Origin of the sequence: Haladaptatus sp. QDMS2 (genome assembly GCF_029338295.1) — an archaeon.
In the GTDB taxonomy this organism is placed as follows: Archaea; Halobacteriota; Halobacteria; order Halobacteriales; family Halococcaceae; genus QDMS2.
This window is the reverse complement of record NZ_CP119791.1, coordinates 2,010,825-2,033,886: the sequence shown is the minus strand read 5'-3', so window position 1 is coordinate 2,033,886 and position 23,062 is coordinate 2,010,825. Positions and strand designations below refer to the sequence as shown.

The 23,062-nt window shown below is 62.4% G+C and carries 22 protein-coding genes; 10 read left to right on the top strand and 12 right to left on the bottom strand.

The window, feature by feature from the left end:
- Nucleotides 1-28: 28 nt before the first annotated feature.
- Genes P1M51_RS11090 through P1M51_RS11075 form a run of 4 tightly spaced genes read right to left on the bottom strand, consistent with a single transcriptional unit; the run spans nucleotide 29 to nucleotide 2,886 of the window.
- A complete protein-coding gene (locus P1M51_RS11090; protein WP_276274455.1) occupies nucleotides 29-715 on the bottom strand; it encodes a class I SAM-dependent methyltransferase in 687 nt (228 codons plus the stop codon).
- Nucleotides 715-1,611: a thiamine-phosphate synthase family protein gene (locus P1M51_RS11085; protein ID WP_276248270.1), complete on the bottom strand. Its 897-nt coding sequence runs from the start codon at nucleotides 1,609-1,611 to the stop codon at nucleotides 715-717. The genes P1M51_RS11090 and P1M51_RS11085 overlap by 1 nt, the downstream gene beginning before the upstream one ends.
- Entirely contained in the window at nucleotides 1,608-2,195 is a 588-nt protein-coding gene (dcd, locus tag P1M51_RS11080) for a dCTP deaminase (protein WP_276248269.1), read from the bottom strand. Before dcd ends, P1M51_RS11085 begins: the two co-directional genes overlap by 4 nt.
- 55 nt (nucleotides 2,196-2,250) lie before the next feature.
- Nucleotides 2,251-2,886, bottom strand: coding sequence for a Yip1 family protein (locus P1M51_RS11075; protein WP_276248268.1), 636 nt, complete (start codon nucleotides 2,884-2,886; stop codon nucleotides 2,251-2,253).
- Between the two features lie 85 nt (nucleotides 2,887-2,971).
- Between P1M51_RS11075 and pth2 the strand changes: the two genes are divergently transcribed.
- Complete coding sequence (gene pth2, locus P1M51_RS11070; RefSeq protein ID WP_276248267.1) at nucleotides 2,972-3,310, top strand: peptidyl-tRNA hydrolase Pth2; 339 nt, start codon at nucleotides 2,972-2,974, stop codon at nucleotides 3,308-3,310.
- A gap of 1 nt (nucleotide 3,311) precedes the next feature.
- Here pth2 and P1M51_RS11065 read toward each other — a convergent pair whose 3' ends face one another.
- From P1M51_RS11065 to gatB, 4 genes are all read right to left on the bottom strand, one after another.
- Nucleotides 3,312-4,598 carry a transposase gene (locus P1M51_RS11065; protein WP_276274454.1) on the bottom strand — a complete coding sequence of 429 codons (1,287 nt, stop codon included), beginning with the start codon at nucleotides 4,596-4,598 and terminating at the stop codon, nucleotides 3,312-3,314.
- A gap of 142 nt (nucleotides 4,599-4,740) precedes the next feature.
- Entirely contained in the window at nucleotides 4,741-6,330 is a 1,590-nt protein-coding gene (locus tag P1M51_RS11060; protein WP_276248265.1) for a S8 family serine peptidase, read from the bottom strand.
- A gap of 23 nt (nucleotides 6,331-6,353) precedes the next feature.
- Nucleotides 6,354-6,989 (bottom strand): helix-turn-helix domain-containing protein, encoded by a 636-nt coding sequence (locus tag P1M51_RS11055; protein ID WP_276248264.1) that lies wholly within the window; start codon nucleotides 6,987-6,989, stop codon nucleotides 6,354-6,356.
- A gap of 68 nt (nucleotides 6,990-7,057) precedes the next feature.
- Nucleotides 7,058-8,545 carry an Asp-tRNA(Asn)/Glu-tRNA(Gln) amidotransferase subunit GatB gene (gene gatB, locus P1M51_RS11050; RefSeq protein ID WP_276248263.1) on the bottom strand — a complete coding sequence of 496 codons (1,488 nt, stop codon included), beginning with the start codon at nucleotides 8,543-8,545 and terminating at the stop codon, nucleotides 7,058-7,060.
- Between the two features lie 135 nt (nucleotides 8,546-8,680).
- Between gatB and P1M51_RS11045 the strand changes: the two genes are divergently transcribed.
- The 4 genes from P1M51_RS11045 to P1M51_RS11030 all read left to right on the top strand — a co-directional run bounded on the left by P1M51_RS11045 (nucleotide 8,681) and on the right by P1M51_RS11030 (nucleotide 13,965).
- Entirely contained in the window at nucleotides 8,681-8,950 is a 270-nt protein-coding gene (locus P1M51_RS11045; RefSeq protein ID WP_276248262.1) for a bZIP transcription factor, read from the top strand.
- Between the two features lie 63 nt (nucleotides 8,951-9,013).
- Complete coding sequence (smc, locus tag P1M51_RS11040) at nucleotides 9,014-12,586, top strand: chromosome segregation protein SMC (RefSeq protein WP_276248261.1); 3,573 nt, start codon at nucleotides 9,014-9,016, stop codon at nucleotides 12,584-12,586.
- Nucleotides 12,579-13,412, top strand: a complete 834-nt coding sequence (locus P1M51_RS11035; protein ID WP_276248260.1) for a ScpA family protein — start codon at nucleotides 12,579-12,581, stop codon at nucleotides 13,410-13,412. The genes smc and P1M51_RS11035 overlap by 8 nt, the downstream gene beginning before the upstream one ends.
- A 40-nt stretch (nucleotides 13,413-13,452) precedes the next feature.
- Nucleotides 13,453-13,965 carry an NUDIX domain-containing protein gene (locus P1M51_RS11030; RefSeq protein WP_276248259.1) on the top strand — a complete coding sequence of 171 codons (513 nt, stop codon included), beginning with the start codon at nucleotides 13,453-13,455 and terminating at the stop codon, nucleotides 13,963-13,965.
- A 220-nt stretch (nucleotides 13,966-14,185) separates the two neighbouring features.
- On the opposite strand, the gene mtnP is transcribed toward P1M51_RS11030, so the two are convergent.
- From mtnP to P1M51_RS11010, 4 genes are all read right to left on the bottom strand, one after another.
- Nucleotides 14,186-15,040, bottom strand: coding sequence for an S-methyl-5'-thioadenosine phosphorylase (gene mtnP / locus P1M51_RS11025; RefSeq protein WP_276248258.1), 855 nt, complete (start codon nucleotides 15,038-15,040; stop codon nucleotides 14,186-14,188).
- A 74-nt stretch (nucleotides 15,041-15,114) separates the two neighbouring features.
- Nucleotides 15,115-16,071, bottom strand: coding sequence for an AEC family transporter (locus P1M51_RS11020; protein ID WP_276248257.1), 957 nt, complete (start codon nucleotides 16,069-16,071; stop codon nucleotides 15,115-15,117).
- A gap of 100 nt (nucleotides 16,072-16,171) precedes the next feature.
- Complete coding sequence (locus P1M51_RS11015; protein WP_276248256.1) at nucleotides 16,172-16,885, bottom strand: phosphoribosyltransferase; 714 nt, start codon at nucleotides 16,883-16,885, stop codon at nucleotides 16,172-16,174.
- A gap of 159 nt (nucleotides 16,886-17,044) precedes the next feature.
- Nucleotides 17,045-17,209, bottom strand: a complete 165-nt coding sequence (locus tag P1M51_RS11010; RefSeq protein WP_276248255.1) for a hypothetical protein — start codon at nucleotides 17,207-17,209, stop codon at nucleotides 17,045-17,047.
- Nucleotides 17,210-17,318: 109 nt separating this feature from the next.
- Here P1M51_RS11010 and P1M51_RS11005 point away from each other — a divergent pair, with 109 nt between their 5' ends.
- From P1M51_RS11005 to P1M51_RS10985, 5 genes are all read left to right on the top strand, one after another.
- On the top strand, nucleotides 17,319-18,218 hold the full coding sequence (locus P1M51_RS11005) for a PhzF family phenazine biosynthesis protein (protein WP_276248254.1): 900 nt from the start codon (nucleotides 17,319-17,321) through the stop codon (nucleotides 18,216-18,218).
- A 147-nt stretch (nucleotides 18,219-18,365) separates the two neighbouring features.
- Nucleotides 18,366-20,639 (top strand): pyruvate, water dikinase, encoded by a 2,274-nt coding sequence (gene ppsA / locus P1M51_RS11000; protein ID WP_276248253.1) that lies wholly within the window; start codon nucleotides 18,366-18,368, stop codon nucleotides 20,637-20,639.
- 41 nt (nucleotides 20,640-20,680) lie between these two features.
- Entirely contained in the window at nucleotides 20,681-21,412 is a 732-nt protein-coding gene (locus P1M51_RS10995) for a hypothetical protein (RefSeq protein WP_276248252.1), read from the top strand.
- A gap of 166 nt (nucleotides 21,413-21,578) precedes the next feature.
- Nucleotides 21,579-22,100: a YqaA family protein gene (locus P1M51_RS10990; RefSeq protein ID WP_369685105.1), complete on the top strand. Its 522-nt coding sequence runs from the start codon at nucleotides 21,579-21,581 to the stop codon at nucleotides 22,098-22,100.
- Between the two features lie 39 nt (nucleotides 22,101-22,139).
- The gene (locus tag P1M51_RS10985) at nucleotides 22,140-22,829 is read left to right on the top strand and encodes a hypothetical protein (protein ID WP_276248251.1); all 690 of its coding nucleotides are present in this window, start codon (nucleotides 22,140-22,142) and stop codon (nucleotides 22,827-22,829) included.
- Nucleotides 22,830-23,062: the final 233 nt, after the last annotated feature.

The window sequence follows — 23,062 nt, the reverse complement described above, 5'->3', positions numbered from 1 at the left end:
GCGGTTCCGCGATGGCAGCGAGCGAAACTCACTCGTTCGATTCCGGCCGCCTGCCGCCCGTCACCTGCACGAATCCGAGCGCCCGGTCTTCGTGCGTCCGAGCGACGGTTCCGTGTTCGAGCGCGCGCCGCGCCGCCGCAACCCGCGAATCGAGGACGTTCCACGGTTCCTCGCGGTGGCGACTGCGGGTTCCGGGTGGCGACGAGGCGAGGACGAACGCCTGAAACAGCGCGTTTAGCGGTTCGCCGACGAGGCGCGAACTCTGGGCGGCGTCGAGCAGGACGATGCGACCGCCGGGCCGGAGGAGTGAAATCCAGTCGCCAACGGTGCGTTCTGGGTCACCGAGCATCCCGACGACGAACGACGAGATGACGGCATCGACCGGCCCGCATACTGGGGGACGACTCGCGTCTCCCCGGACGACGTAGACGTTCGCCCAGTCCTCACGCTCCACTCGCGCATGGGCCTGGTCCAGCATCCCTGCCGTGTAATCGACGCCCACCAACGTCCCATCTGAGCCGATTCGCTCGCGGATGAACGGGAAGTTCGCCCCCGTCCCACAGCCCATGTCGAGGACGGTGTCGCCGGGTTCGAGTGCGAGCGTCGAGACGGCCGCGTCGCGCACCGATCCGACGCCGGGCGTGGAGGTGGCGATGACGTCGTAGAGACGCGCCCATCGACCGTAGAACTGCTGGGCGGCTGCCGTGCCGCTCATCAGACGAGGTCCCGAACGCGCTCTGCGACGGCCTGCGCGTCGCTCCCGAGCAGGTACGTAATCGGTTCGATGCCGAAGCCGCCGGGCTGGGAGAGCACGTCCACAGTTGGGTCATCCGCCAGCGCGGCGTCGATTGCCTCGTCGAGAGGCAGGTCGGCGTCGAACGTCGCGGCGGTGTACCCGGCGTCGTCGAGGGCACTCGCGATACGGTCGTCGTAGCGGATGTTGAGCGCGGCGCGAGCGGGCGACCCGTTCCGACGGGCAGCCAGCAGGACGCTCGCGACGTGCTCGCTCACGCCGAATTCTGGTTCGCCGGGGACGGTCGCGGTTCCCTTCACGTCGAAGATGCGGCCGGGGACGCCGACTACGTCGTCGATGGTCGCCGCGTCGGGCAGACACTCGACGAGGTTCGACCCGACGTTCGGGATGAGCGCGGCGAACCCGGACGTGTTCTGGAGCGTCCGGATGCCCCGGCGTACCGACGAGAGGACGCGCTCTGAGGCTCTGAGGCCGCTTTCCGGGTCGTGAATCGAGAGCGGGCCGTCGTAGCGGGCGAGCGCCGGCATCTCGGCTTCGTGCAATTGAGCGAGGAGGTCGCCGCGTTCGAGTTGGCGGATGAGCACCTCCGTCTCGATGAGGCCCTGTACGGGCGTCATGTCGCCTTCCGCGAGGCCGTCTGCGAGGCGCGTGACGAGGTTCACGACGCGCTCGTCTTCGAGTACCTGCTGGTTGCGCGTTACCTCACCGTGGGCGTACTTCGAGACGGCGCTCTGGCTGATGCCGAGCACCGCGGCGACTTCACTCTGAGTCAGGCCGCGGTCACGAAGCGCCTCTGCGAGCATCGACCGAAACGTGGGGAGGAACTCGTCGACGACGATTTCTTCGACGAATCTCACTGGTCGCCACCGAACTCCCGGTCACCCCCAATCCGTGAGGCTTGGGGGCCGACCTGGTCCTGGTACTTCGAACCGCGTTCGGAACCGTAGGGTCGCTCCGAGCGGGTCTTGAGTTCCGTGAAGATGAGCTGAGAGATGCGCATGCCCGGCGTGAGCGCGACTGGCGCGGTGCCGAGATTCGAGAGTTCGAGCGTTATCTGGCCCCGGTAGCCCGGGTCCACGACGCCCGCCGTCGCGTGGACGACGATGGCGAGACGCCCAAGCGAGGAGCGACCCTCGACGTGGGCGAGCAGGTCAGCCGGAATCTCGACGCGCTCGATGGTCGTCCCGAGGACGAAGTCGCCCGGGTGCAGGATGAACTCCCCATCTTCCTCCACGACCGTCTCTTTGACGTATTTCCCGACCTCGTCGTCGCGGTTGGGGTGGATACACGGGATGTTGGCCCGCTGAAATTCGAGAAACTCGGGGCCGAGTCGGAGGTCGATGCTGGCCGGTTGAATCTGCAGTTCGGGGTCTGCGAGCGGTTCGACCACGAGGTCGCCGTCCGTGAGGCGCTCGCGGATGTCCGCGTCTGAAAGTATCATACAACTCTATCGTCCTCCCGGGGTCGTAAAATGCGCTGGTTGCTTGCCTCTCGAATCAGACCGCAGACGTGATGAACAACAGGAAGGCGACGATGCCCGCGATGAGCAGGGCGGTGTCTGGTTCGAGTTCGTGGAACTCCTTCATCCCGAACGCCCAGATATAACCCTGCCAGCCTACCGAAACGAGCGAGATGAGAATTCCGAGGATGCCCGCACCGCCCTGCATTCGCTGGACGAGGGCGACGAACTGCTCGGGGGACGACGAGACGGGTTGTCCACGTAGCGTGAGGTACACGGAGCCAGTCACGAGAAACGCAGTGAAGATGGTGGGAATCGTCGCCCAGCCAGTAATCCGAAGCGAGTCGCCGAACGTTCCCTCGCCGTCTGCGAGTTTGATACCGATGTGGAGGACGACAGTAACGAGGACCCAACCGATGATGGCAGCGATGAAGACGACTGGCAACTGACCGAGGAACACGTCCCAGAGAACCGAGTCCGCGGAGACCTGCTGGCCATTGTGTGTGACCATCGCGTCTATCTTCTGGGCGAAAATCAGCCCCATGAGCAGGAGGTTGACGACAGTGACGAGGGCGGCAAGGACGACCGCACCCGTCGCGGCCGCGAGGTCGTCGGCCCACGGGTTCTCCTCGAAGAACGTCCCGGGGTCGAACAGGAGGGTTTTGACGAACATTGTGGCGACTTCTCGACAACTTGCTAAGTACTTTCTCCCGTGGCGAGTAGCCACACCTATACGCCACGGGCGATTCGCCTCGTGTATGAAACAGGCCATCGTCGCCCGCACGGACATCGGGATGGGCACGGGCAAACTCGCCGCGCAAGTGGCCCACGCCTCGCTCTCCGCCTACGAGGACGCAGACACACCAACGCGCACCGAATGGAAGGGCGAGGGACAGAAGAAGGTCGTTCTGAAAGCGAGCAGCGAGTCAGAGCTGTTCGAACTCGCCGACAAGGCCCGCGCCGAAGGCCTCCCCTACGCCATCATCCGCGACGCCGGACACACCCAACTTGAACCGGGGACGGTCACCACGCTCGCCGTCGGCCCAGGACCGGACAATCTGATCGACAAGGTGACCGGCGACCTCTCGTTGTTGTGAACTACCCCGCCCTACTCAGCCGCTTCGCGGCTTCGTTGAGGGCGGGGCTTCCTGCTTCTGAGACGCGACTTGCATCCACGACGATTGACGATGACTCGCCACCGTCAGTAGACACAGCGGTCGCAGTCTCCACAGGCATTAATTCGGAGTGAACCACTCCTAGTTTCTTCAGTCCTCGTGAGAGGACGTTGAGTGCTGCATTCCAATCTCGGTCAGTCTTGAATCCGCACGTCGGACATGAGTGTTCACGAACCCACAACGGTTTGTACACACTCGTTTCGCATGAAACACAATTGAGCGTCGTTCGTTCTGACTTGACCGTGACCACGTAGCACCCGTTCTTTCGACCGTGATGCTTGAAGATGGAGATTAGGTCTCGCCATCCGACTTCGGCTTTGTTTCGTGCGTTCTGTGGGCCTTTGAGCATCCCCTTTACGTTCAAGTCTTCGAAAAACACGGCTTTGTAGTGCGTCGTGTAGTAGTGCGCGAGCTTGTTCTTGAAGTCCCACTTCTTCTCGTTCATCCGAGCGTGGATTTTTGCTACTCTCCGACGCTGTCTGTCCCAATTTTTCGACTCGTACTCTTTCCGAGACAATGCTCGTTGTTCGCGTTCAAGTCGGTCTCGGTCGTCGGACAAGTCGAGGCGTCCAACGGAAAGACCGTTCGAGTCGTGGATGAAGTTGAGAACGCCAAGGTCAATGCCAACACAATCGTCAACGGTGAGAGATTCGACTGAGGGCTTCGCAGGTTTTTCGACTTCAATACAGAACGAGGCGTACCACGCACCAGTCGGTTCTTTCTTCACCGTTACCTCTTTGATTTCGGCGTCTTCGAGGATGTCGCGGTGGAGACGGATTGGAATCCAGCCGATTTTCGAGAGTCGAAGTTTGCCACGTCCGTTTGGGCCACTCTTGGTGTCGAGTTTGAAGCCCGATTGGTTGTACGTGAAACTCCTGAACTCTCGTGGTTTCTTCCAGTTCAACGAGCCGACGTTGTAGCCTTTCGCTTTGCGTTTCCCGAGGTTAGTGATGTTACGAGCGATGCGCTCGATGTGCGTCTGTAAGACCTTCGAGTACACGTCTTGCAAGTCAGTCCACCATGTTTTGAGTTCGGGTAGCTCGTTGCGGACTTGCCGGACTCGTTGTTTCACGGTTCCCTCGGATTCGTCGAGTTGGTTGAATCGGTAGAGGCCGTGATTGTACACTTGTCGCACAGTGTTTCGCGTCCAGTCCAGTGTGTCGCGTTGCTCCTCGTTGGGCAACAATCGGAAGCGTGGACTATACTCCATACGATGTATAAAACTGTACGAAACAGGGTGTATTAATGGTATTGAGTAGGGTGTTTGAAACTTGTGCGGGTGCTGTCTCCCCTCCCTACTCGCTCACTCCGTTCGCTCCTTGAGGAAGGGGGCTTAGCACCCTACCTTTCAGCTAAGGGCCAGTTGCGATGCCCGTCTCCCGCGGTTCGTATTTCTCCTTCGCCCGCTCGTAGGCCGCAGAGACGTTCACCTCGCCGTAGCCGCTTTCCGAATCGACCCCTTCCTCGCCGAGGTCCGTCGCCGAGTCGGTGAGCAGCGCGGTGATTTCGGCTGCCGACAGTCCCGGGTACGCGGACTTGAGCAGTGCCGCCGACCCGGCGGCGTAGGACGCAGAGACCGACGTCCCGGCCGAAACGCCCGCGATGTCGACGCCGCCGACGCCGCCGGGCGCGACGAGGTCCACGCCGTTTCTCCCGTCTGCGGTCGGCCCGCGAGAACTGAACGCCGCCACGTCGCGCCCGTCAGACGACCCGACCGTCAGCACCGAGGGGGCAGTGGCAGGTGCGGCGAGACTCCCCTCTGGAGTCGCGTAGGTGAGATTACGCTTGCTCGAAAAGAGGTCGAGTGAGGTGTTCCCCGTAGTCTGGTGTCCGTAAATTCCCACGTAGTACTGGCCCTGGGGAACCATCACCGAAAGGCGTTCGACGCTCGAAGCGCCCTCGGTCTGGCGACTCGTCGATTTCGCGACGACGGTGTCCTGTGCGCCGGTTTCTCGGAGCAAGTAGAGGTCGTAGTCGTCGCTCGTGTTCCAGGAGAGCGTCAGGTGAACCTCACCCGTAATCGGCGCACCGCCGGCCAGTGCGTTCCCCTCGACGCCGTCTGCGAACGACACCCACGACCCGTCTGCTGCGGACTGGTTGCCCTGCCAGTGGCGCTCTGCGTAGTTCCCGGCAGAGGTGACGAACACGACCTCTTCGCTCGCTCGGTTGGCGATGTCGTTGATGCTCGACTCCGCTGTGCCCTCGTCGAAGTAACTCCCCGCGTCGAGGACGATGTCTACCTCCGAGTCGAGCAGCCAGGTGATGGCGCGGTCGTACTCGCTCGCGGTCGTCTCGGTTCCGACGTCCGCGAGGTAGAGCGTCGCATTCGGAGCGGTGTCCGCGACGATGCTCGCGACCGCCGTTCCGTGCGCGTCCGCGGCGGGGGCCGAATCCTCAGTCGAGAAGGTTCGGTACGCCCCAACGTAGTCGGCGATTTCCGGACTGCTCACTCTGAACCCGCGACCGACGATGCCGACGGTGACGTTGTCACCGCGCACGCCCTGGTCGTGGAGGTCGGTCGCGCCGATGGTTACAACGCCCGTCGCGACGCGATTTTCGATTGCCGGGAGGCGTGGTCTATGTTCGATGAGAATCGTTTCGGTGCGGGGGTCAGCAGAAAGCGTCGTGATCTTCGAATAGGGAATCGACCCGTGGAGATAGTGACTGCCTTCTCGTACCTCCACGCGTTCTATCTGCAGCCCGTGGCCCTCCGGGACGGGCGCACCCTGCTTCAACAGCACCACGACCTGTGCGTCGCGGTCTATCTGCTGGTCGAACTGGTCTTCGTAGGGGCGAAACTGGTCTTCGAGCTGGGCGATGCGCTCGGGGCTCGGGCCGTCGAACTGGTCACCTCCTGAGAAAATCGCACCCGGAGCGACGGCCACCGCAACCGTCGCGAAGACGAGCGCGAAGACGGCAAACCGCTCCCCACGAACCCACATGTCTACAAAAGGGCGATTAATCGTTAAATTCTTTGTCGTCTGGGCGTGCGACGCTCGTTTCGGTACAGGTAGCCCGCTACGAGCGCCAACACGAGTGCGCCGCCTGCGAAAAACAGCGCGCCTGGCGGCACGGCATCGAGCAGCGACAGCACGCCACCAGTGGACCCAACCGAATCGGGCACCCGCGGCAGCGACCCCGGACCGCCGACGCCGACGACGGTGGTCTGGACGAGCGCCTGGACGAGCAGGCTCGCGACGGCGAGAATGCCGACGGCAGCGAACAGTCGCTTCAACGAATCGACGAATCCATCCTTCTTCTCTTCGCGTCCGACAAAGACCACGAGCGGTTCCTGTGCTGGAGCATAGACGTTCATCTCACGGCCCTTCGGCGAGTAGCGCGTGTCCGCGACGCGTATCAGTCCTGCCTCGTCGAGATTCGTGAGATGGTGGCGTACGTTCTGCAGCGAGGTTCCCACGGAGTCGGCCAGTTCGGAGGCGGCCTGTGGCTGTTTGTGTAACTCGGTGAGAATCGCCCGTGCCGTCTCGGACGCCAGTGAAGACAGCAGGTCACCTGCGTCTTCGTTGTCCAGCCAGAGCGTTCGCAGCTCGCCCTCCTGGTTCGAGAGAGCGTCGCTGTCGGAGGGCATCAACCCTGACATTGTTTGGGATACGACACGGAGACATATTAAGCCCCATTGCCACCCATCTAGAATCGTGAACGTCTGCGTTAGCTGTCGAGACGCTCGCGAAGCAGCTCGTTGACGGTTCCAGGGTCCGCACTGCCGCCGGTTTTCTGCATGACCTGTCCGACGAGGAAGTTGAGTGCGCTTCCCTCACCGCTGTGGTAGTCTTCGACCGCCTCTGGGTTCTCGTCGATGGCCGCCGCGACTGCCTGTTCGACTTCGCCCGTGTCTGCCTTGCTGAGGCCTTCTTGCTCGACGATGGTGTCCGGGTCGATTCCCTCGTCGAGCATCGTCCGCATGACCGTCTCCTGGGCGTGTTTGACCGTGATTTTCTCGTCGGCGACGAGTTCGATGAGACGGACGAACTCGTCTAATCGGTCTGCGACGTCCGTAATCTGCATGTCGCGGTAGTTGAGTTCGCCGAGCAGGTTGTCCGCGACCCACGTCGCTGCGAGGTCCGGGTCGAACTCCGTGGCGACGCGCTCGTAGAAGTCGGCCACCTGCTTAGTCGACGTGAGTTTCGAGGCGGCCTCGGCGGAAAGTCCGTACTCCTCCTGGAACCGCTCGCGGCGGGCGTGTGGCAGCTCTGGGATGTCGATTTCTTCCTTCCAGTGGGACACCTGCAGGGGCGGGAGGTCGGCCTCGCCGAAGTAGCGGTAGTCCTTTTCCTCCTCTTTCGACCGCATGGAGACGGTGATGCCGCGGGACTCGTCCCAGTGGCGAGTCTCCTGTTCGACCTCACGGCCGCGCATGACGGCGTTTTTCTGGCGGGTGACCTCGTAAGCGAGGGCCTTCTCTGCGCCCTTGTGACTGGAGATGTTCTTCACCTCGGTGCGGTTCGCCGCGGCGAGTGCCTCGTCGCCGATGGAGCCGTCTTCCTCGACCTCCTCGCCGGGAACGAGCGAGATGTTGGCGTCGATGCGCAGCGACCCATCGCGCGTCGAGTCGAAGACGCCGAGGTAGTCGAGTACTTCTTCGAGTTTCTTGAGGAAGGCACGCACCTCGCTCGGCGAGCGGAAGTCCGGCTTTGTCACGATTTCCATGAGTGGCGTCCCGGCGCGGTTGTAGTTCACGAGGACGTACTCCGCGGTGTCGATGGAGCCACCGACATGCTGGAGGCTGCCGGGGTCTTCCTCCAAGTGGGCGCGCTCGATGCCGATGACGCGCGACTGTCCCTTGACGTTCACCTCCAACTGGCCATCCTGGCAGATGGGGGCGTCGTACTGGGTAATCTGGAAGTCCTTCGGCAGGTCTGGGTAGAAGTAGTTCTTCCGGTGGAACGTGGTCTCCTCGGGGATGGTCGCCTTGAGTGCCTTCCCGATTTTAACGGCAGCTTCCACGGCCCCCTCGTTCAAGACGGGCAGTGCCCCCGGAAGCCCGAGACAGACGGGGCAGGTGCGGGAGTTCGGTTCCGCGTCCGCGTTGGCAGTAGAACACCCACAGAAGATTTTGGTGGCAGTCTCTAGCTGGACGTGGACCTCGAGCCCGATAACGACGGCGAGGTCCCGCGTCTCGGCGGCTTGTGCGGTCATTAGCCGTAATTCCGCGCCCGCCCGCTAAAGCGTAACGGGACGGAACTCCCCGCGCCACTAACTCTCTGTGAACCTGTCATGTTTCGTCACAATGTCTGACGTATGTTTATGGGTGTAGAAGCGGCGTGTAGGAGTATGACTCGCGGCAACCGCGTCGAGGAACTCGAAAAGCGCGTCAAAGAACTCCAGGCCTCTGTCTCCGGACTCACCGACGAACTCATCGAAACGAAAGAGCGTGTCAAGGCGCTCGAAGAAGAGGTCGAACCAGAGGATCTTCTCGACCGGAAACTCACGCGAAAAACCGAGGCAGAGGACGCCTCCGAAGCCCCTAAAGGGCAGGAGAGCGAGGATGTAGATAACACCGACGAGGAATCGACCAAAACCGACGACATCATCGTCGCGTAACGTCGCTTCGCACTCGATTCCTGGCCGCGTCGCGCGCCACTCCTGCGCGACATCTCGCCGACTATGCATATCAAAGAAATCGTCCTTGACAACTTCAAAAGCTTCGGGCGCAAGACGCGAATCCCGTTCTACGAGGACTTCACCACGGTCTCCGGCCCGAACGGGTCGGGGAAGTCGAACATCATCGACAGCGTGCTGTTCGCCCTCGGACTCGCTCGAACGCGCGGTATCCGCGCCGAGAAACTGACCGACCTCATCTACAACCCCGGCAACGACGGTGACCCGAGCGGGGAGGAAACCCGCGAGGCCAGCGTCGAAGTGGTTCTCGACAACAGCGACGCCACGCTTTCTCGCGCACAGGTCGTGAACGCCGCCGGCACGGAGAACGTCGGCGAGGTAGACGACATCTCGATTCGCCGCCGGGTAAAGGAGACGCCCGAGAACTACTACTCGTATTACTATTTGAACGGGCGCTCCGTGAACCTCTCGGACATTCAAGGCCTGCTCGCGCAGGCGGGCATCACCCCAGAAGGGTACAACGTCGTGATGCAGGGCGACGTGACCGGGATTATCCAGATGACGCCGTACGAGCGCCGGGGCATCATCGACGAAATCGCTGGCGTCGCTGAATTCGACGCGAAAAAGGAGGCCGCCTTCGAGGAACTCGAAGTCGTCAAAGACCGCATCTCGGAGGCCGAACTGCGCATCGAGGAGAAACAGGCCCGCCTCGACCAGCTAAGCGACGAACGCGAAACTGCCCTCGAATATAAAGGGCATCGCGAGGAGAAAGAGGAGTACGAAGGCTATCTGAAAGCCGCGGAACTCGAAGACAAGCGCGCAGACCTGGCGAAGACCGAGAAACGCATCGAGCGCCACCGGCAGAAAGTGGAATCGCTGCAACGCGACCTCGACGAGAAACAGGGTCGCGTCGTCCGTCTCGAAGACGAACTCGACGCCCTCAACACCGAAATCGAGACGAAAGGCGAAGACGAGCAACTGCGCATCAAACGCGAAATCGAGGAGGTCAAAGGCGAAATCGCCCGCCTCGAAGACGCCATCGACGCCGCAGAAGAACGGATTCAGGAGGCAGAACAGCGCCGCCGCGAGGCGTTCATCCAGATCGACCGCAAACAGGAGACGGTAGACGACCTGGAAAGCGAGATACGCGAGACGAAGGTCGCGAAATCCTCCGTCGTCGCGGAGATACAGGAAAAGCAGGCGAAACTCGCAGACCTTCAGGCGGAAATCGACGCCGTAGACACCGAGTACGACGAGGTGAAGGCCGAACTCAACGAAAAACGCGAGGCGCTGGAGGCGGCGAAGACGGAGAAGAACGCCACCCAGCGCGAACAAGACCGCCTGCTCGACGAGGCGCGCCGGCGCTCGAACGAGAAGGCGGAGAAGGAAGCAAAAATCGAGGAGGTTCGCGAAGAGATTCCCGAACTCAAGGCGACGGCGAGAGATCTCGAAGACGAACTCGAGAAGGCCCGGAAGAACCGGGACAACATCTCGCAGGTCGTCGACAACCTGAAACAGCAAAAACGCGAGTTGCAGGCGGAACTCGACGACATAGAGCAAGACCTGCGCGCCCACCAGCAGGAGTACGCGGAACTCAATGCTCGCGCCGACGAGTCGGGCGACACCTCCTACGGCCGCGCTGTGACGACCATCCTCAACGGCAACCTCGATGGCGTCCACGGAACCGTTAGCCAACTCGGTGGCGTCTCCCAAGAGTACGCGACGGCGTGTGAGACCGCCGCCGGTGGCCGGCTTGCTCACGTCGTGGTCAACGACGACGGCGTCGGCCAGCAGTGCATCGAGTACCTGAAACGGCGGAACGCGGGTCGCGCCACGTTCCTGCCCATCAACAAGATGCACACCCGCCGCCTGCCGAGCGTGCCGAACCACGACGGTGTCGTGGACTTCGCGTACAACCTCGTGGACTTCGACAAGCAGTACGCGGGCATCTTCTCGTACGTCCTCGGCGACACGCTCGTCGTGGACAGCATCGAGACGGCCCGCGACCTGATGGGTGACTTCCGCCTCGTCACGCTCTCTGGCGAACTCGTAGAGAAGAGCGGAGCGATGACCGGCGGGTCGTCGAGTGGGTCGCGCTACTCGTTCTCGAAGTCTGGCAAGGGCCAACTCGAACGCGTGGCCGAGAAAATCGCCAGTCTCGAAGACGAGCGTCGCGAACTGAACGAGGAGATTCGCGACGTAGAGGAGCGTCTGGACGACGCTCGTGACCGAAAGGCGGACAGCGCAGACCAGGTGCGGGACATCGAATCCGACCTCGAACGCGTTCGGGGGCAACTCGACAGCACCGACGAGCGCATCGAAGCGCTCGAAGCGGACATCGCCGACCTCGACGCAGAACGTGAAGAGGTCAACGAGCAGATGCAGGCCCTAGAGGAGAAACTGTCCGCCCACGACGAGCGCATCGCGGACATCGAGGCCGACATCGACGAACTGGAGTCGGAACTCGCCGATTCGAAGATTCCGGAACTCACCGCGGAGATGGACGAGATTCGGGCCGAAAAGGAGGACCACGAATCCCAACTCGACACCTTCGACGCCCGCCTCAACGAACTTGGCCTCGAAAAGCAGTACGCAGAGGAGTCCATCGAGGACCTCCACGGCGAAATCGAATCTGCCCAGAACAAGAAGGCCGCCCAGCAAGAGCGCATCGCCGAGTTGGAGGGCAAAATCGAAGACCAGCAGGCGGTGCTCGAAGCCAAAGCGGAGCAAGTCGAGGACTTAGAGGACGAACTCGCAGACCTCAAAGCAGAACGCGAGGAGCTGAAGGGCGACCTCAAGGACGCAAAGCAGACGCGCGACAGCGCCCGCGAGAAGGTGTCCGGCGTGCAGTCGAAACTCGAAAGCGCAGAGAGCGCCGCAGACCGCCTCGAATGGGAGGTCGACGAACTCGCCGGACAGGTCGGCGACTACGACCCCGAGGAGATTCCCGACCACGACGAGGTGAAGCGAACCATCGGCCGTCTGGAGCGGAAGATGGAGGCGCTCGAACCGGTCAACATGCTCGCCATCGACGAGTACGACGAGGTCAAAGACGGCCTCGACGACCTGACCGAGAAGAAGGGCACGCTCGTGGACGAACGCGAGGCCATCAACGACCGCATCGACTCCTACGAGTCGCTGAAAAAGGAGACGTTCATGGACGCCTTCACCGACATCAACGACAACTTCGAGGACATCTTCGCGAGTCTCTCGCGTGGCTCGGGGACGCTCCATCTCGAAAACGAGGCCGACCCGTTCGACGGTGGCCTCACGATGAAAGCCCAACCCGGCGACAAGCCGATTCAGCGCCTCGATGCGATGTCCGGCGGGGAGAAGTCGCTTACCGCACTGGCGTTCATCTTCGCGCTCCAGCGGTACAACCCCGCGCCGTTCTACGCACTTGACGAGGTGGACGCCTTCCTCGACGCGGTGAACGCGGACCTCGTCGGCGAGATGGTGGACGAACTCGCTGGTGATGCCCAGTTCGTCGTCGTCTCCCACCGGTCTGCGATGCTCGAACGCTCTGAGCGGGCCATCGGTGTCACCATGCACGACGACAACGTGAGCGTCGTGACTGGCATCGACCTGAGTTCACAGGAGGTGCCCGCAGATGACTGAAATCGAACCCAAACCGCTCGTCGAGGCCGAAGACGAGGTCGAACCGGTCGAACTGCTCGTCCAACTCGCAGAGGAGGGTGAAATCGAGCCGTGGGACATCGACATCGTGGACGTCACGGACAAGTTCCTCGCCGCCCTCGACGAGGCGGACCTGCGCACCTCGGGGCGGGCGCTGTTCTACGCGAGCGTCCTGTTGCGGATGAAATCCGACGCGCTGCTCGAACTGGACGACCCGGAACCCGAAGAAGAGGAGTGGATGGAGCCGTGGGAAGCGCCACCCGGTCAGGAACCTGAGTTCGACGGTCCGGACCCCATCGCCGGCCTCGAAGCCGAGATGGAGCGCCGCCTCGACCGCAAGTCGGTTCGCGGGACGCCTCAGACGCTCGACCAGCTCGTCCGGGAACTCCGAGAGGCAGAGCGCGGCTCGTGGTGGAAAGAACGCCGCCAGTACGACACGTCGAATTCGCCGAAGGGCTTCCGCCGCGGAACCCAGACGCTCGATTACCGCTCTGCGGACGACTTCCGCATGGACGACGAACCCACCGAAGAGGAAGTCACCGGCACGGCCCACACCGAACACATCGAGGAGGTCATCGACGACGTGTGGGTGATGCTGAAAGAACAGTACGACCACGGGCGCACCGAGGTGCTGTTCGAGGAGGTTTCGACCGCCGGTGGCTCTCGGGTCACGACGTTCCTCGCGTTGTTGTTCATGGCCCACCGTGGGCGCATCGTGCTGGAACAGGAGGACATCTTCGGCGACCTCTGGATTCAGAACCCGCCGGCAGTCGCGAGTGCGAGCGACGCGGTGGCCGAGACGGACTGAGCCGAGGATTTATCCGACCCGTTCGTGTTCGTCGAATGGCATGGACGCGCTTTCTGACCCTGCTTCGTTGCAAACTCGTGCAGACGTAGAGTACACCGAGAAGCCCTGCGTCGAGCATCAACACCACTTCGACGCGTACGAACCGATACAGGGGATGGTGATCGTCGGCATCACGAACGACGAAGGAGAGGTGCTGCTGCTCATCCATCGAGAGGGGCCGCACATGACGCTCCCATACGACAGCGTTGAGTCCGGTGAAGACTGGGTCGCAGTGGCCACACGGCGCGTCGAAGAACTCACAGACTGTGCAGTCGTCATCGACGGTGTCGCACGCGTTCGCAAGAAGCACTATGCGCCGGAGGGCGACGGTTCGCGCCAGACTGTCGGGTACGACGTCGTGATGCGAGCGTCATCACTCGCGGGCGAGACAATAACGGAGGCCACACAGGTCGACGAAGCGGGAGCGTGGGATTTGCGATGGATTTCTTCGGTTCCAGACGACGCCGCAGGCGGGGCCGTCCTGGACGATATCCAACTCTTCTTCGAGATGTAGCCTGCGGTTGGGTGTGAATCCTGCTAGCGGCGACACAATTATAATGGAAAACCGTGTAAGTTATTGTGTAGCATGACGCCAGCCAAACTTCAGGAGCGACTCAAGGAGACAGAGGGCAGGGTCGACCACGACGAGTTCCTTCGGGCGCTCAAGTACGTCCGTGACAAGGGCCGGTGAGCACGGCTCGCGGGCCGGATAACAAACCGCGTGAGCGATTGCTCTACAGGTAGTCCGAGACGAGCAGTTCGACGCGGTCGCGGGTCTCCTCTGGAATCGCGTCTGCCGGCGTGTTAATCGTTCCTTCGAGCGCCGTGTGCGCTTCGCACTCGAAGTCTTCGGGGAGCGTGCGGATGGCTTCCTCGACGGTCTCTTTTATCGCCGCCTGATTCTTCTCCGCGTTTTCGAGCACTTCCGCGAGCGTGACCTCGTGGTCCTTCTTCCAGACGTCGTAGTCCGTGACGCCAGCGACGGTGGCGTAGGCGATTTCCGCCTCGCGGGCGAGTTTCGCCTCCGGAATCGAAGTCATGCCGACGATGTCCCAGCCCTGGGCGCGGTAGAACTCGGATTCGGCGCGAGTGGAGTACTGCGGACCCTCGATGCAGACGTAGGTGCCGCCTTCTTTGACCTTGGCCTTGGTGACCGACTTCGCGGCGTCGGCGAGGTGGCTCACGAGTTCGGGGCTGTACGGTTCGGTGATTGGCTGATGGACGACGATACCGTCGCCGAAGAAGGTGGATTTGCGGTGTTTCGTCCGGTCGAAAATCTGGGTTGGGACGACGAGCGTGCCGGGGTGGAGACTGGATTTCAGGCTCCCGACGGCGTTGCTCGCGAGGATGTACTTCACGCCGAGTTTCTTGAAGGCGTAGATGTTGGCGCGGTAGGGCAGGTGCGTCGGGGAGCGACCGTGCTTCGACCCGTGGCGGGGCAGGAACGCGACCTCGCGTCCGGTGTCGCCGAACTCGCCGATGGTGACGGGTGCACTCGGTTCGCCATAGGGCGTCTCTACGACCTCTTCGCGGGTATTTTCGAGCGGGAGCGCTTCGTAGATTCCGCTGCCGCCGATGAAGCCAATCATATTCGCACCCACGGAGGCGTTTTACCTAAAGTATCCGCTTTCTCGCCTCTCCCGGCCCTCGAATACGGCCGCGGTCAGAACAGGACGCCCGTTTCGAGCAGCGCGATGTAGAGGGTGAGCAGCGGGACGCTCACCAGCGTGGTCGTGAGCACCACCGTACTCACGTACTCCGCGACGGCGATGTTGCCAATCTGCTGGTCGCTCGCGAACTCGGAGATGAGGATGAGCGGGGTCACCGCCGCGGGCATCGCACATTCGAGGACGAACACCTTCGCCACCGTCGGGTCGGTGAAGCCAAGCCCGAAGGCCACGCCGAGGCCGACGACGGGGGCGACGACCATCTTGAGGACGTTCGCCGTCCCGGCCCGCCGGAGCGCGGCCCCGTAGTTCGTTCTCGCGAGTTGGATGCCGAGGATGAGCAACATGAGCGGAATCGAAGAGTCGCCGACGAGTTTGAGCGTCGTCATCGCCGTGGTCTCTGCGGGCGGGACGACGCCGAGATACCGGACGGCGAGCGCGGCAATGACAGCGTAGACGAGTGGAATGCGCAACACGCGTTTCACGCCCGCGAAGCCGTCTTTCCCGCCGCTTCGCGAGGCGATGTAGACGCCAACCGTGTAGATGAGGACGCTCTGGGCGGCGAGAAAGAGGACGGCCGTACTCCGACCGGTCGCGCCGAAGGCGAACTCGGCGACGGGAATGCCGTAGTTCCCGGAGTTTGGAAAGGCGCTCACGAGGACGAGCGCGGAGAGGAGCGGTTCCGACCGGCCGAACAGGCGACCGACGGCTTCGCCGATGACGACCATCGCGACGAGGTAGACGGCGACACCGCCGACCACGCGGACGAGGGTGTCGCCGCCGAGCGTCGTGGTCGCGAGACTGTGAAACACGAGTGCCGGCGCGAGAATGTAGACGACGACGGTGTTGAGCGGACCGGTGTCGACGTCCTTGACTCTGCCGAGGAGGAATCCGAGGCCCGCGAGCGAGACGATGGGCAAGATGGCCGTCGCGAAAATGGAGAGCAGACTCATCGGTCACACACCCCGTCTCCCTCGCCCTGCGCTGCACGACGCGCCGCCGCTATCAGTTCTCCAGCTCGACTTCGCGGATAGCGCAGGCGAACTCATTCACCTAGACACCAGCGTCTTCGTGGTCCGCGAGTCGCCACTTGCCGGCGCTCGTGGCTTCGACGACGCCGCGACGCTCCATCTCCGAGAGCACTTCGGGCAGTCGATTCGGCTGGGCGATTTCCATCTCGATGCGGTCTACCTCGTGATATTCTTTCAGGAAGTGGCGGACGTCCTCTGCCGTGTAGCTGTCCTGACCGGCTTTGACCATGACGCCGCTCGTGAGGTCGATTATGTCCTCGATGAAGTTCCACGGATAGACGACCCAGGCCCACTCTTCGAGTTTTTCGCCGACGTAATCCGGTTCGAACTCGCTCGTGCCGAGTAACTGGAGCGTCGCGGTGCGGACTTCGCCGGGGTTGCGTTCGCGGACGTACTCGTCTGCCCGCTTGATGGAACCGCCGGTGTCGGCGATGTCGTCGATGATGAGCACGTCTTTGCCCTCGACGGAGCCTTCGGGCATCGGGTAGCGCACCTCTGGCGTGCCCGATTTCTGGGCCGTGCCCACGTAGTGTTCCATCTTCAAACTCGTGAGGTCGTCGAGCCCGAGGAAGTCACAGATACAACGACCCGCGAACCAGCCACCGCGGGCGAGTGCCACGACCACGTCGGGTTCGAACTGCGCCGCTTTGACCTCGTCGCTCACTTCTCGGCACAGCGAGTAGATGTACTCCCAATTCGTGATGGTGCACTTGAATTCGTCCGGCAGGTCGCCCATACTAGATGTTCACCACCGCCGCAGACGGGTCGCGCACAATTAAGTGGTATGAATCAGCGCGAGGCGCACTGTCTGCGTGCCAGCTCGAAAAACGGGGACGTGTACCGCCAGGTTCGACGCCACGTCTCCCGCCACCACGGGAGCGTGTCGGTGGCGGCTTCAGACGATGGACCGGCCGCCCCGAGCGTGACAGTTGGGGCATTCGACCTTCGCCATGTGCGCTTCCGGCGATTCGAACTCCGTTTCGCATTCGAGACACCGGTAACTGTAGACTTTCTCCTCGCCGCTCGGGACGAGGCCTTTTATTTTGTCTGTGAGGCTCATACGGCTGTCCTCGGTAAATTTCTGGACTAATATCTAATAAATAAAATGGCCGTTTTTTTGGACTGTCCGCGGCGCAGACTTGATACCCCGGGGGGCCGACGGATGGGCTATGGAGACACGTCGTGCGCTGCTGGTGGATGCGTTCACAGACGAACCGCTTTCGGGCAACGCGGCGGGCCTCGTGCCCGACGCCGACGGTCTCTCCGCGGCCCAGATGCAAGCGGTCGCCCGCGAATTCAACGCGAGCGAAACCGCCTTCTTGCTCTCGACCGGGAGTGCAGACCGGCGGATTCGCTACTTCACGCCCCGCCAGGAGGTGGACCTCTGTGGCCACGCGACCATCGCGAGCCACGCCTTCCTCCACGAGGCTGGTGCCATCGACCCGGGAACCCACACGCTCGAAACGAACGTCGGCGTCCTCGACATCGACGTGGAGGAAGACGGGACCATCTGGATGACCCAGAGTCAGCCGGAGATTCGCGAGGTAGACGTCGACTACGAGACGGTAGCGGAGGCGCTCGGCATCGACCCGGCGGGGCTCACGGACATCGAGGACGAACTACCACTCGCCCGCGCCACCACCGGGCTTCCATTCCTCGTCGTCCCCGTCACCTTCTTAGAACACCTCAGCAACGCGGAGCCGGACATGGCGAAAATCGAAGAACTGAGCGAGAGGGTCGATACTGCTGGCATCTACGCGTTCACCTTCGACGCGCTGGACGCCCACTCGACGCTCCACGGGCGGATGTTCGCCCCGCGAGCAGGCGTTCCCGAAGACCCCGTGACCGGCACGGCGAGCGGCGCGACGGGAGCGTACCTCCGGCACTTCGGCGCGTTCGACTCCATGCCCGACGAGATGGTGTTCGAGCAGGGCCACTTCGTCGAGCGGCCTGGCGGAGTCCGCGTGCGGGTGGGAGACCAGATTCGAGTTGGTGGGCGTGCCATCACGGTTTTCGACGGGTCGCTCGTAGTTCCCGCGCTCGACGAAGACGAGATTCTCGAAGCCTGACGGCCGCTTTCGTGTCAAACGGGTACGATTTCCGAGTCCGTGCGTCGCCCGCAGTTTTCGCCCGAACCGTCCGGTTGTGCTATGCTATGTCTGTCACGAGAGCCGGAACCTTCTTTATCGCACTTAGTCAGCATATGGGTGAAGATAATGCCTGTACTCTGGCTGGACGAAATCAGGGCTGATGACCTCGAATCCGTGGGTGGCAAGGGTGCGTCCCTCGGCGAACTCACGAACGCGGGCCTCCCCGTACCCCCGGGATTCGTGGTCACGGCGGGTACGTACCGAACGTTCATCGAAGAAACCGGTATCGACGAGGAGCTGTTCGAAGCCGTCGACGTCGATGCCGACGACTCGAAGGCGCTCGCCGCGGCGGCCGAGCGCGCGAGCGAACTCATCCTCGAAACCGAACTGCCCGAGGAACTCCGCGAGGAAATCCTCAAAGCGTATCGCAACCTCGGCGACGGAGAGGCGTTCGTCGCAGTCCGCTCCTCTGCGACCGCAGAGGACCTCCCGGACGCGAGTTTCGCGGGCCAACAGGAGACGTTCCTCAACATCCGTGAGGACGAACTCCTCGAAAAGGTTCGCGAGTGCTGGGCGTCGCTGTTCACCCAGCGCGCGATTTACTACCGCCAGCAGCAGGGATTCGAGCACCACAAAGTGAACATCGCCGTCGTCGTCCAGCAGATGGTCGATTCGAAGAAGAGTGGCGTCCTCTTTACGAGCCACCCCTCGACGGGCGAACCCCGCGTCATCATCGAGGCCGCGTGGGGGCTCGGTGAGGCTGTCGTCTCCGGGTCCGTCTCTCCGGACAACTACGTCGTCGACCGCAAATCCGGCGAGGTCGAAGAGGTGACCATCGCCGACAAGAAGATTCAGTGCATCAAAGACCCGGAGACGGGCAAGACCGTAGAGAAAGAAGTCGAGGACGAACTGCGCAACAAGCGCGTCCTCAACGACGATGAAATCGCCCGCCTCGTCGAACTCGGTGAAATCGTCGAAGAACACTACGACACCCCACAGGACGTCGAGTGGGCCATCATCGATGGCGAGGCGTTCATGCTCCAGTCGCGGCCCATCACCACCATCTCGAAAGAGGCGGCGAAGGCGAGCACGGACGGCAACGGCTCGGCTAAACAGAAACACAAAGACGACGTCATCCTGAGCGGACTCGGAGCCAGCCCAGGCATCGCGAGCGGGAAGGTCCGCATCGTGAAGAAACTCGACCAGCTCGACAAGGTCGGTGAAGGCGACATCATCGTCGCCGAGATGACCACGCCGGACATGGTGCCCGCGATGAAGCGCGCCGCCGGCATCATCACCGACGAAGGTGGCATGACGAGCCACGCAGCGATCGTCTCGCGCGAACTCGGCGTCCCGGCCGTCGTCGGCACGGGCAGCGCCTCCCGCGAACTCACGGACGACCAGGTCGTCACCTTGGACGGCGACAAGGGCACCATCCGCGAGGGTGGCGCAGCCGACAAGGCAACCGAGCGCGACCCAATCGAGGAAGCCCGCCCGAAGACTCCGGTCAAGCCGATGACCGCGACCGAGGTGAAGGTCAACGTCTCCATCCCCGAGGCTGCCCCCCGGGCCGCCGCGACGGGTGCAGACGGCGTCGGCCTGCTCCGTCTCGAGCACATGATTCTCTCGACGGGTAAGACCCCGGAGCGCTACATCAAGGACCACGGCGAAGACGAGTACATCGAGGAAATCGTCGAGGGCGTCCGCGGCGTCGCAGACGAGTTCTACCCGCGCCCAGTCCGCGTCCGCACGCTCGACGCGCCGACCGACGAGTTCCGCCAGCTCCAGGGTGGCGAAGACGAGCCACGCGAGCACAACCCGATGCTCGGCTACCGTGGCATCCGCCGCAGCCTCGACCGACCTGACGTGTTCGAACACGAACTCGAAGCGTTCCGCCGACTCTACGAGATGGGCTACGACAACGTCGAAATCATGTTCCCGCTCGTAAACGACGCCGAGGACGTCGTGCAGGCGAAATCGCTCATGGAGCACGCCGGCATCGACCCCCGCAAACGCTCGTGGGGTGTGATGATCGAGACGCCAGCCAGTGCTCTCTCCATCGAGGAACTCGCCCAGGCGGGCATCAAGTTCGCCTCCTTCGGGACGAACGACCTGACCCAGTACACCCTCGCCGTCGACCGGAACAACGAGCGCGTCGCAGACCGGTTCGACGAACTGCACCCGGCCGTGCTCAAACTCATCGGCGAGACCATCGAGACGTGCCGTGAATACGGTGTGAAGACGAGCATCTGTGGGCAGGCTGGCTCGAAGCCCCAGATGGTTCGGTTCCTCGTCAACAAGGGCGTAAGTTCTATCTCGGCCAATATCGACGCCGTCCGCGACGTCCAGCACGAAGTCAAGCGCGTCGAACAGCAACTCATCCTCGATTCCGTCCGATAGACAACGGAGTCTTTTTTCACGCACCCCCACGACGTGAGCGCATGCAACGGATTGCGACAGCACTCGCGGTCGCCGCGCTGCTCGTTCTCTCGGGGTGTTCGCTCCCCTTTACGGGCGGTTCTGCGTCCCCACCGGGCATCGCAGACGGCGGCGTTCAAAACGAGACGGCGCTCGTCTCGGCGCACACGCAGGCCCTGTCCGAACAGTCCTACGAGACGGACATCACCATCGACGGCAGCATCGTCCAGAACGACCAGGCAGTCGAGTTCACCCGTCGCCAGCAGGTGCTGGTCGAGGAAGGCTTCTCGCCGTATCAGTACCGGGTGACGGAGTCGGTCGGGTCGTCGTCGGTGAAGTTCGACGTCTGGGCGAACGACACGGCACAGTTCGTCCGCATCCAGAACGGCGGCAACGTCCAGTACCAGCGCGGCCAGCCACAACAACCGCAGAGTCTCGCGAGCGCCTCGTTCATCGACACGTTTGTCGACGACAGCTACACCGTCGAGAAGACAGAGGAGAAAGACGGCCACACCTACACGACGCTCACCTCGCAGACGGCTCCCGAGAACGTGACGAAACTCGTTCGCGGCGCGTCCGACGTGAGCCAGTTCGAGGGGACCATCATCGTCGACGAGACGGGCCGCGTCCACGCGATGTCCGCCACGATGGACTACGCGCTCGCCGGCTCGACACAGACGATGCAAATCGACTACCAACTCCTCGAAAACGACTCGACCGTCGAGAAACCGTCGTGGGTTTCGGGTGCGGCATAATCGACGTGCCAGCACCAGCCTCGGCAATGGTCAAGACAACTCGAAATATGACAGACGATACCACTATTTTCGTCTCGCCGTTGCCTCAAGACTTAGGTACGATGGGTGCTGAGTGACAGGTGTGTCGTTCGTCGCGTTGGCCGCGCTCGTAGAACACGTCGCGTTCGTGGGTGGCTTCTTCGAAGCGTTAGAGCAAGCTGTCGAAACCGCGACTGGGCCGCTTGGCCTCCTCATCATCGCGATTTACTCGTTTCTCATCGCCGTCGTGTTACCGCTCCCGAGCGAAATCGTCCTCGGCGCACCGCTCAAACTGGGCCTGCCAGACAGTGCTGAACTCGCGCTCATCATCGTCGCGAGCGGGCTCGGCAAGGCCGCAGGGAGCGTCTTCGCGTTCCACATCGGGCACCAGGCAAAACAGTCAGGCCCCATCATCCGGGCACTCGAACGCTCCGGCATCAATATCGTCGCGTGGTCGGAGCGGCGAATCGTCGAACTCGCGAAGCGATTTGGCTTCGTCGGCCTCGCCCTCGCACTTTCGGTGCCGGGCTTCCCCGACACCCTCTCGATTTACGCTTTCACCGTGCTCGAAGAGGACTACGTGAAGTTCGCCGTCGCTACGTTCGCGGGCAGCGTTGGACGCCTCCTATTCACCCTTGGAGTCATCGGCGCGTTCACGTCGGTTACCTGAGAGGCACGCTTAGGCTCCGTGGCGACCAAGTTCTAGAGCATGGCAGCCAGTCGCCGCAGATTGTCAGGGCAATTGCTCACGGGTGGGGTACTCATCGTCATCGGCCTCCTGTTACTCGTCCAGACCACGGGGCTGTACGACACGGGCCGCATCTGGCAGTTCGTCCCGTCGGTGTTCGTCCTCATCGGCCTGTGGGCAATCGTCCGCAGTCGCCTCCGAAACCTCGTCGGGCCGCTCGTCCTCATCGTCGTCGCGGGAACCGTCCAATTGCTGGTCCTCGACGTTCTCTCGGAGGCCGTCATCGGGCAGTGGTGGCCCCTCGGCCTCATCCTCATCGGTGGAGGTATCGTGGTGAGTCGGTATCGCCGCCGGAACATCCCCGTCGAACGGTTGAACCGACTCGACGCGATGGTGCTATTCGGTGGCGTCGAACGTCGCCTCGCCTCACCTGCATTCATCGGCGGCGACGTGATGACCGTGTTCGGTGGCGCTGACATCGACCTGCGGGACGCGCAACTCGCCGGGCCTGCGACGCTCAACGTCACCACGCTGTTCGGGGGCGCAGAGTTCCGTGTTCCCCCGGAGTGGGACGTGCGCCTCGAAGTGCTTCCCGTCCTCGGGGCGGTCGAAGACTCGCGCATGCGCCACCCGGTGGCCGAAGATCGGGAAACGCCGGACCTCGTCGTCACCGGATTTGTTGCATTTGGCGGCATAGAAATTACCGATTGAACGGCGAACCTTTTTATTCGATTGCGGACTACGAGGTGGTGTGACCCAGACGGTTCCGTTCCGATTTTCGATGCGCATGTAGCCCGCGCTCCGTCTCGGAGCCGTCTTCGGGAGGACGTCACGCCGAGCGCCCTCATACGGCGAATGCGTGGCAGAAACCCGAGTCTTCATATTCGAATCGCCGAGCGACCAGTACCCAACACCGACACATGACATACGACCGAAATCGGCGG

What these genes read in the sequence shown, in the direction of transcription:
- P1M51_RS10995 (WP_276248252.1), top strand. Translation starts at nt 20,681, where the DNA reads ATGCAACGGATTGCGACAGCACTCGCGGTCGCCGCGCTGCTCGTTCTC.
- P1M51_RS11035 (WP_276248260.1), top strand. Translation starts at nt 12,579, where the DNA reads ATGACTGAAATCGAACCCAAACCGCTCGTCGAGGCCGAAGACGAGGTC.
- P1M51_RS11045 (WP_276248262.1), top strand. Translation starts at nt 8,681, where the DNA reads ATGACTCGCGGCAACCGCGTCGAGGAACTCGAAAAGCGCGTCAAAGAA.
- P1M51_RS11055 (WP_276248264.1), bottom strand. Translation starts at nt 6,989, where the DNA reads ATGTCAGGGTTGATGCCCTCCGACAGCGACGCTCTCTCGAACCAGGAG.
- P1M51_RS11015 (WP_276248256.1), bottom strand. Translation starts at nt 16,885, where the DNA reads ATGGGCGACCTGCCGGACGAATTCAAGTGCACCATCACGAATTGGGAG.
- P1M51_RS11060 (WP_276248265.1), bottom strand. Translation starts at nt 6,330, where the DNA reads ATGTGGGTTCGTGGGGAGCGGTTTGCCGTCTTCGCGCTCGTCTTCGCG.
- P1M51_RS11005 (WP_276248254.1), top strand. Translation starts at nt 17,319, where the DNA reads ATGGAGACACGTCGTGCGCTGCTGGTGGATGCGTTCACAGACGAACCG.
- ppsA (WP_276248253.1), top strand. Translation starts at nt 18,366, where the DNA reads ATGCCTGTACTCTGGCTGGACGAAATCAGGGCTGATGACCTCGAATCC.
- P1M51_RS11010 (WP_276248255.1), bottom strand. Translation starts at nt 17,209, where the DNA reads ATGAGCCTCACAGACAAAATAAAAGGCCTCGTCCCGAGCGGCGAGGAG.
- P1M51_RS10985 (WP_276248251.1), top strand. Translation starts at nt 22,140, where the DNA reads ATGGCAGCCAGTCGCCGCAGATTGTCAGGGCAATTGCTCACGGGTGGG.
- P1M51_RS11090 (WP_276274455.1), bottom strand. Translation starts at nt 715, where the DNA reads ATGAGCGGCACGGCAGCCGCCCAGCAGTTCTACGGTCGATGGGCGCGT.
- P1M51_RS11075 (WP_276248268.1), bottom strand. Translation starts at nt 2,886, where the DNA reads ATGTTCGTCAAAACCCTCCTGTTCGACCCCGGGACGTTCTTCGAGGAG.
- mtnP (WP_276248258.1), bottom strand. Translation starts at nt 15,040, where the DNA reads ATGATTGGCTTCATCGGCGGCAGCGGAATCTACGAAGCGCTCCCGCTC.
- pth2 (WP_276248267.1), top strand. Translation starts at nt 2,972, where the DNA reads ATGAAACAGGCCATCGTCGCCCGCACGGACATCGGGATGGGCACGGGC.
- gatB (WP_276248263.1), bottom strand. Translation starts at nt 8,545, where the DNA reads ATGACCGCACAAGCCGCCGAGACGCGGGACCTCGCCGTCGTTATCGGG.
- P1M51_RS11065 (WP_276274454.1), bottom strand. Translation starts at nt 4,598, where the DNA reads ATGGAGTATAGTCCACGCTTCCGATTGTTGCCCAACGAGGAGCAACGC.
- P1M51_RS11020 (WP_276248257.1), bottom strand. Translation starts at nt 16,071, where the DNA reads ATGAGTCTGCTCTCCATTTTCGCGACGGCCATCTTGCCCATCGTCTCG.
- smc (WP_276248261.1), top strand. Translation starts at nt 9,014, where the DNA reads ATGCATATCAAAGAAATCGTCCTTGACAACTTCAAAAGCTTCGGGCGC.
- P1M51_RS11030 (WP_276248259.1), top strand. Translation starts at nt 13,453, where the DNA reads ATGGACGCGCTTTCTGACCCTGCTTCGTTGCAAACTCGTGCAGACGTA.
- dcd (WP_276248269.1), bottom strand. Translation starts at nt 2,195, where the DNA reads ATGATACTTTCAGACGCGGACATCCGCGAGCGCCTCACGGACGGCGAC.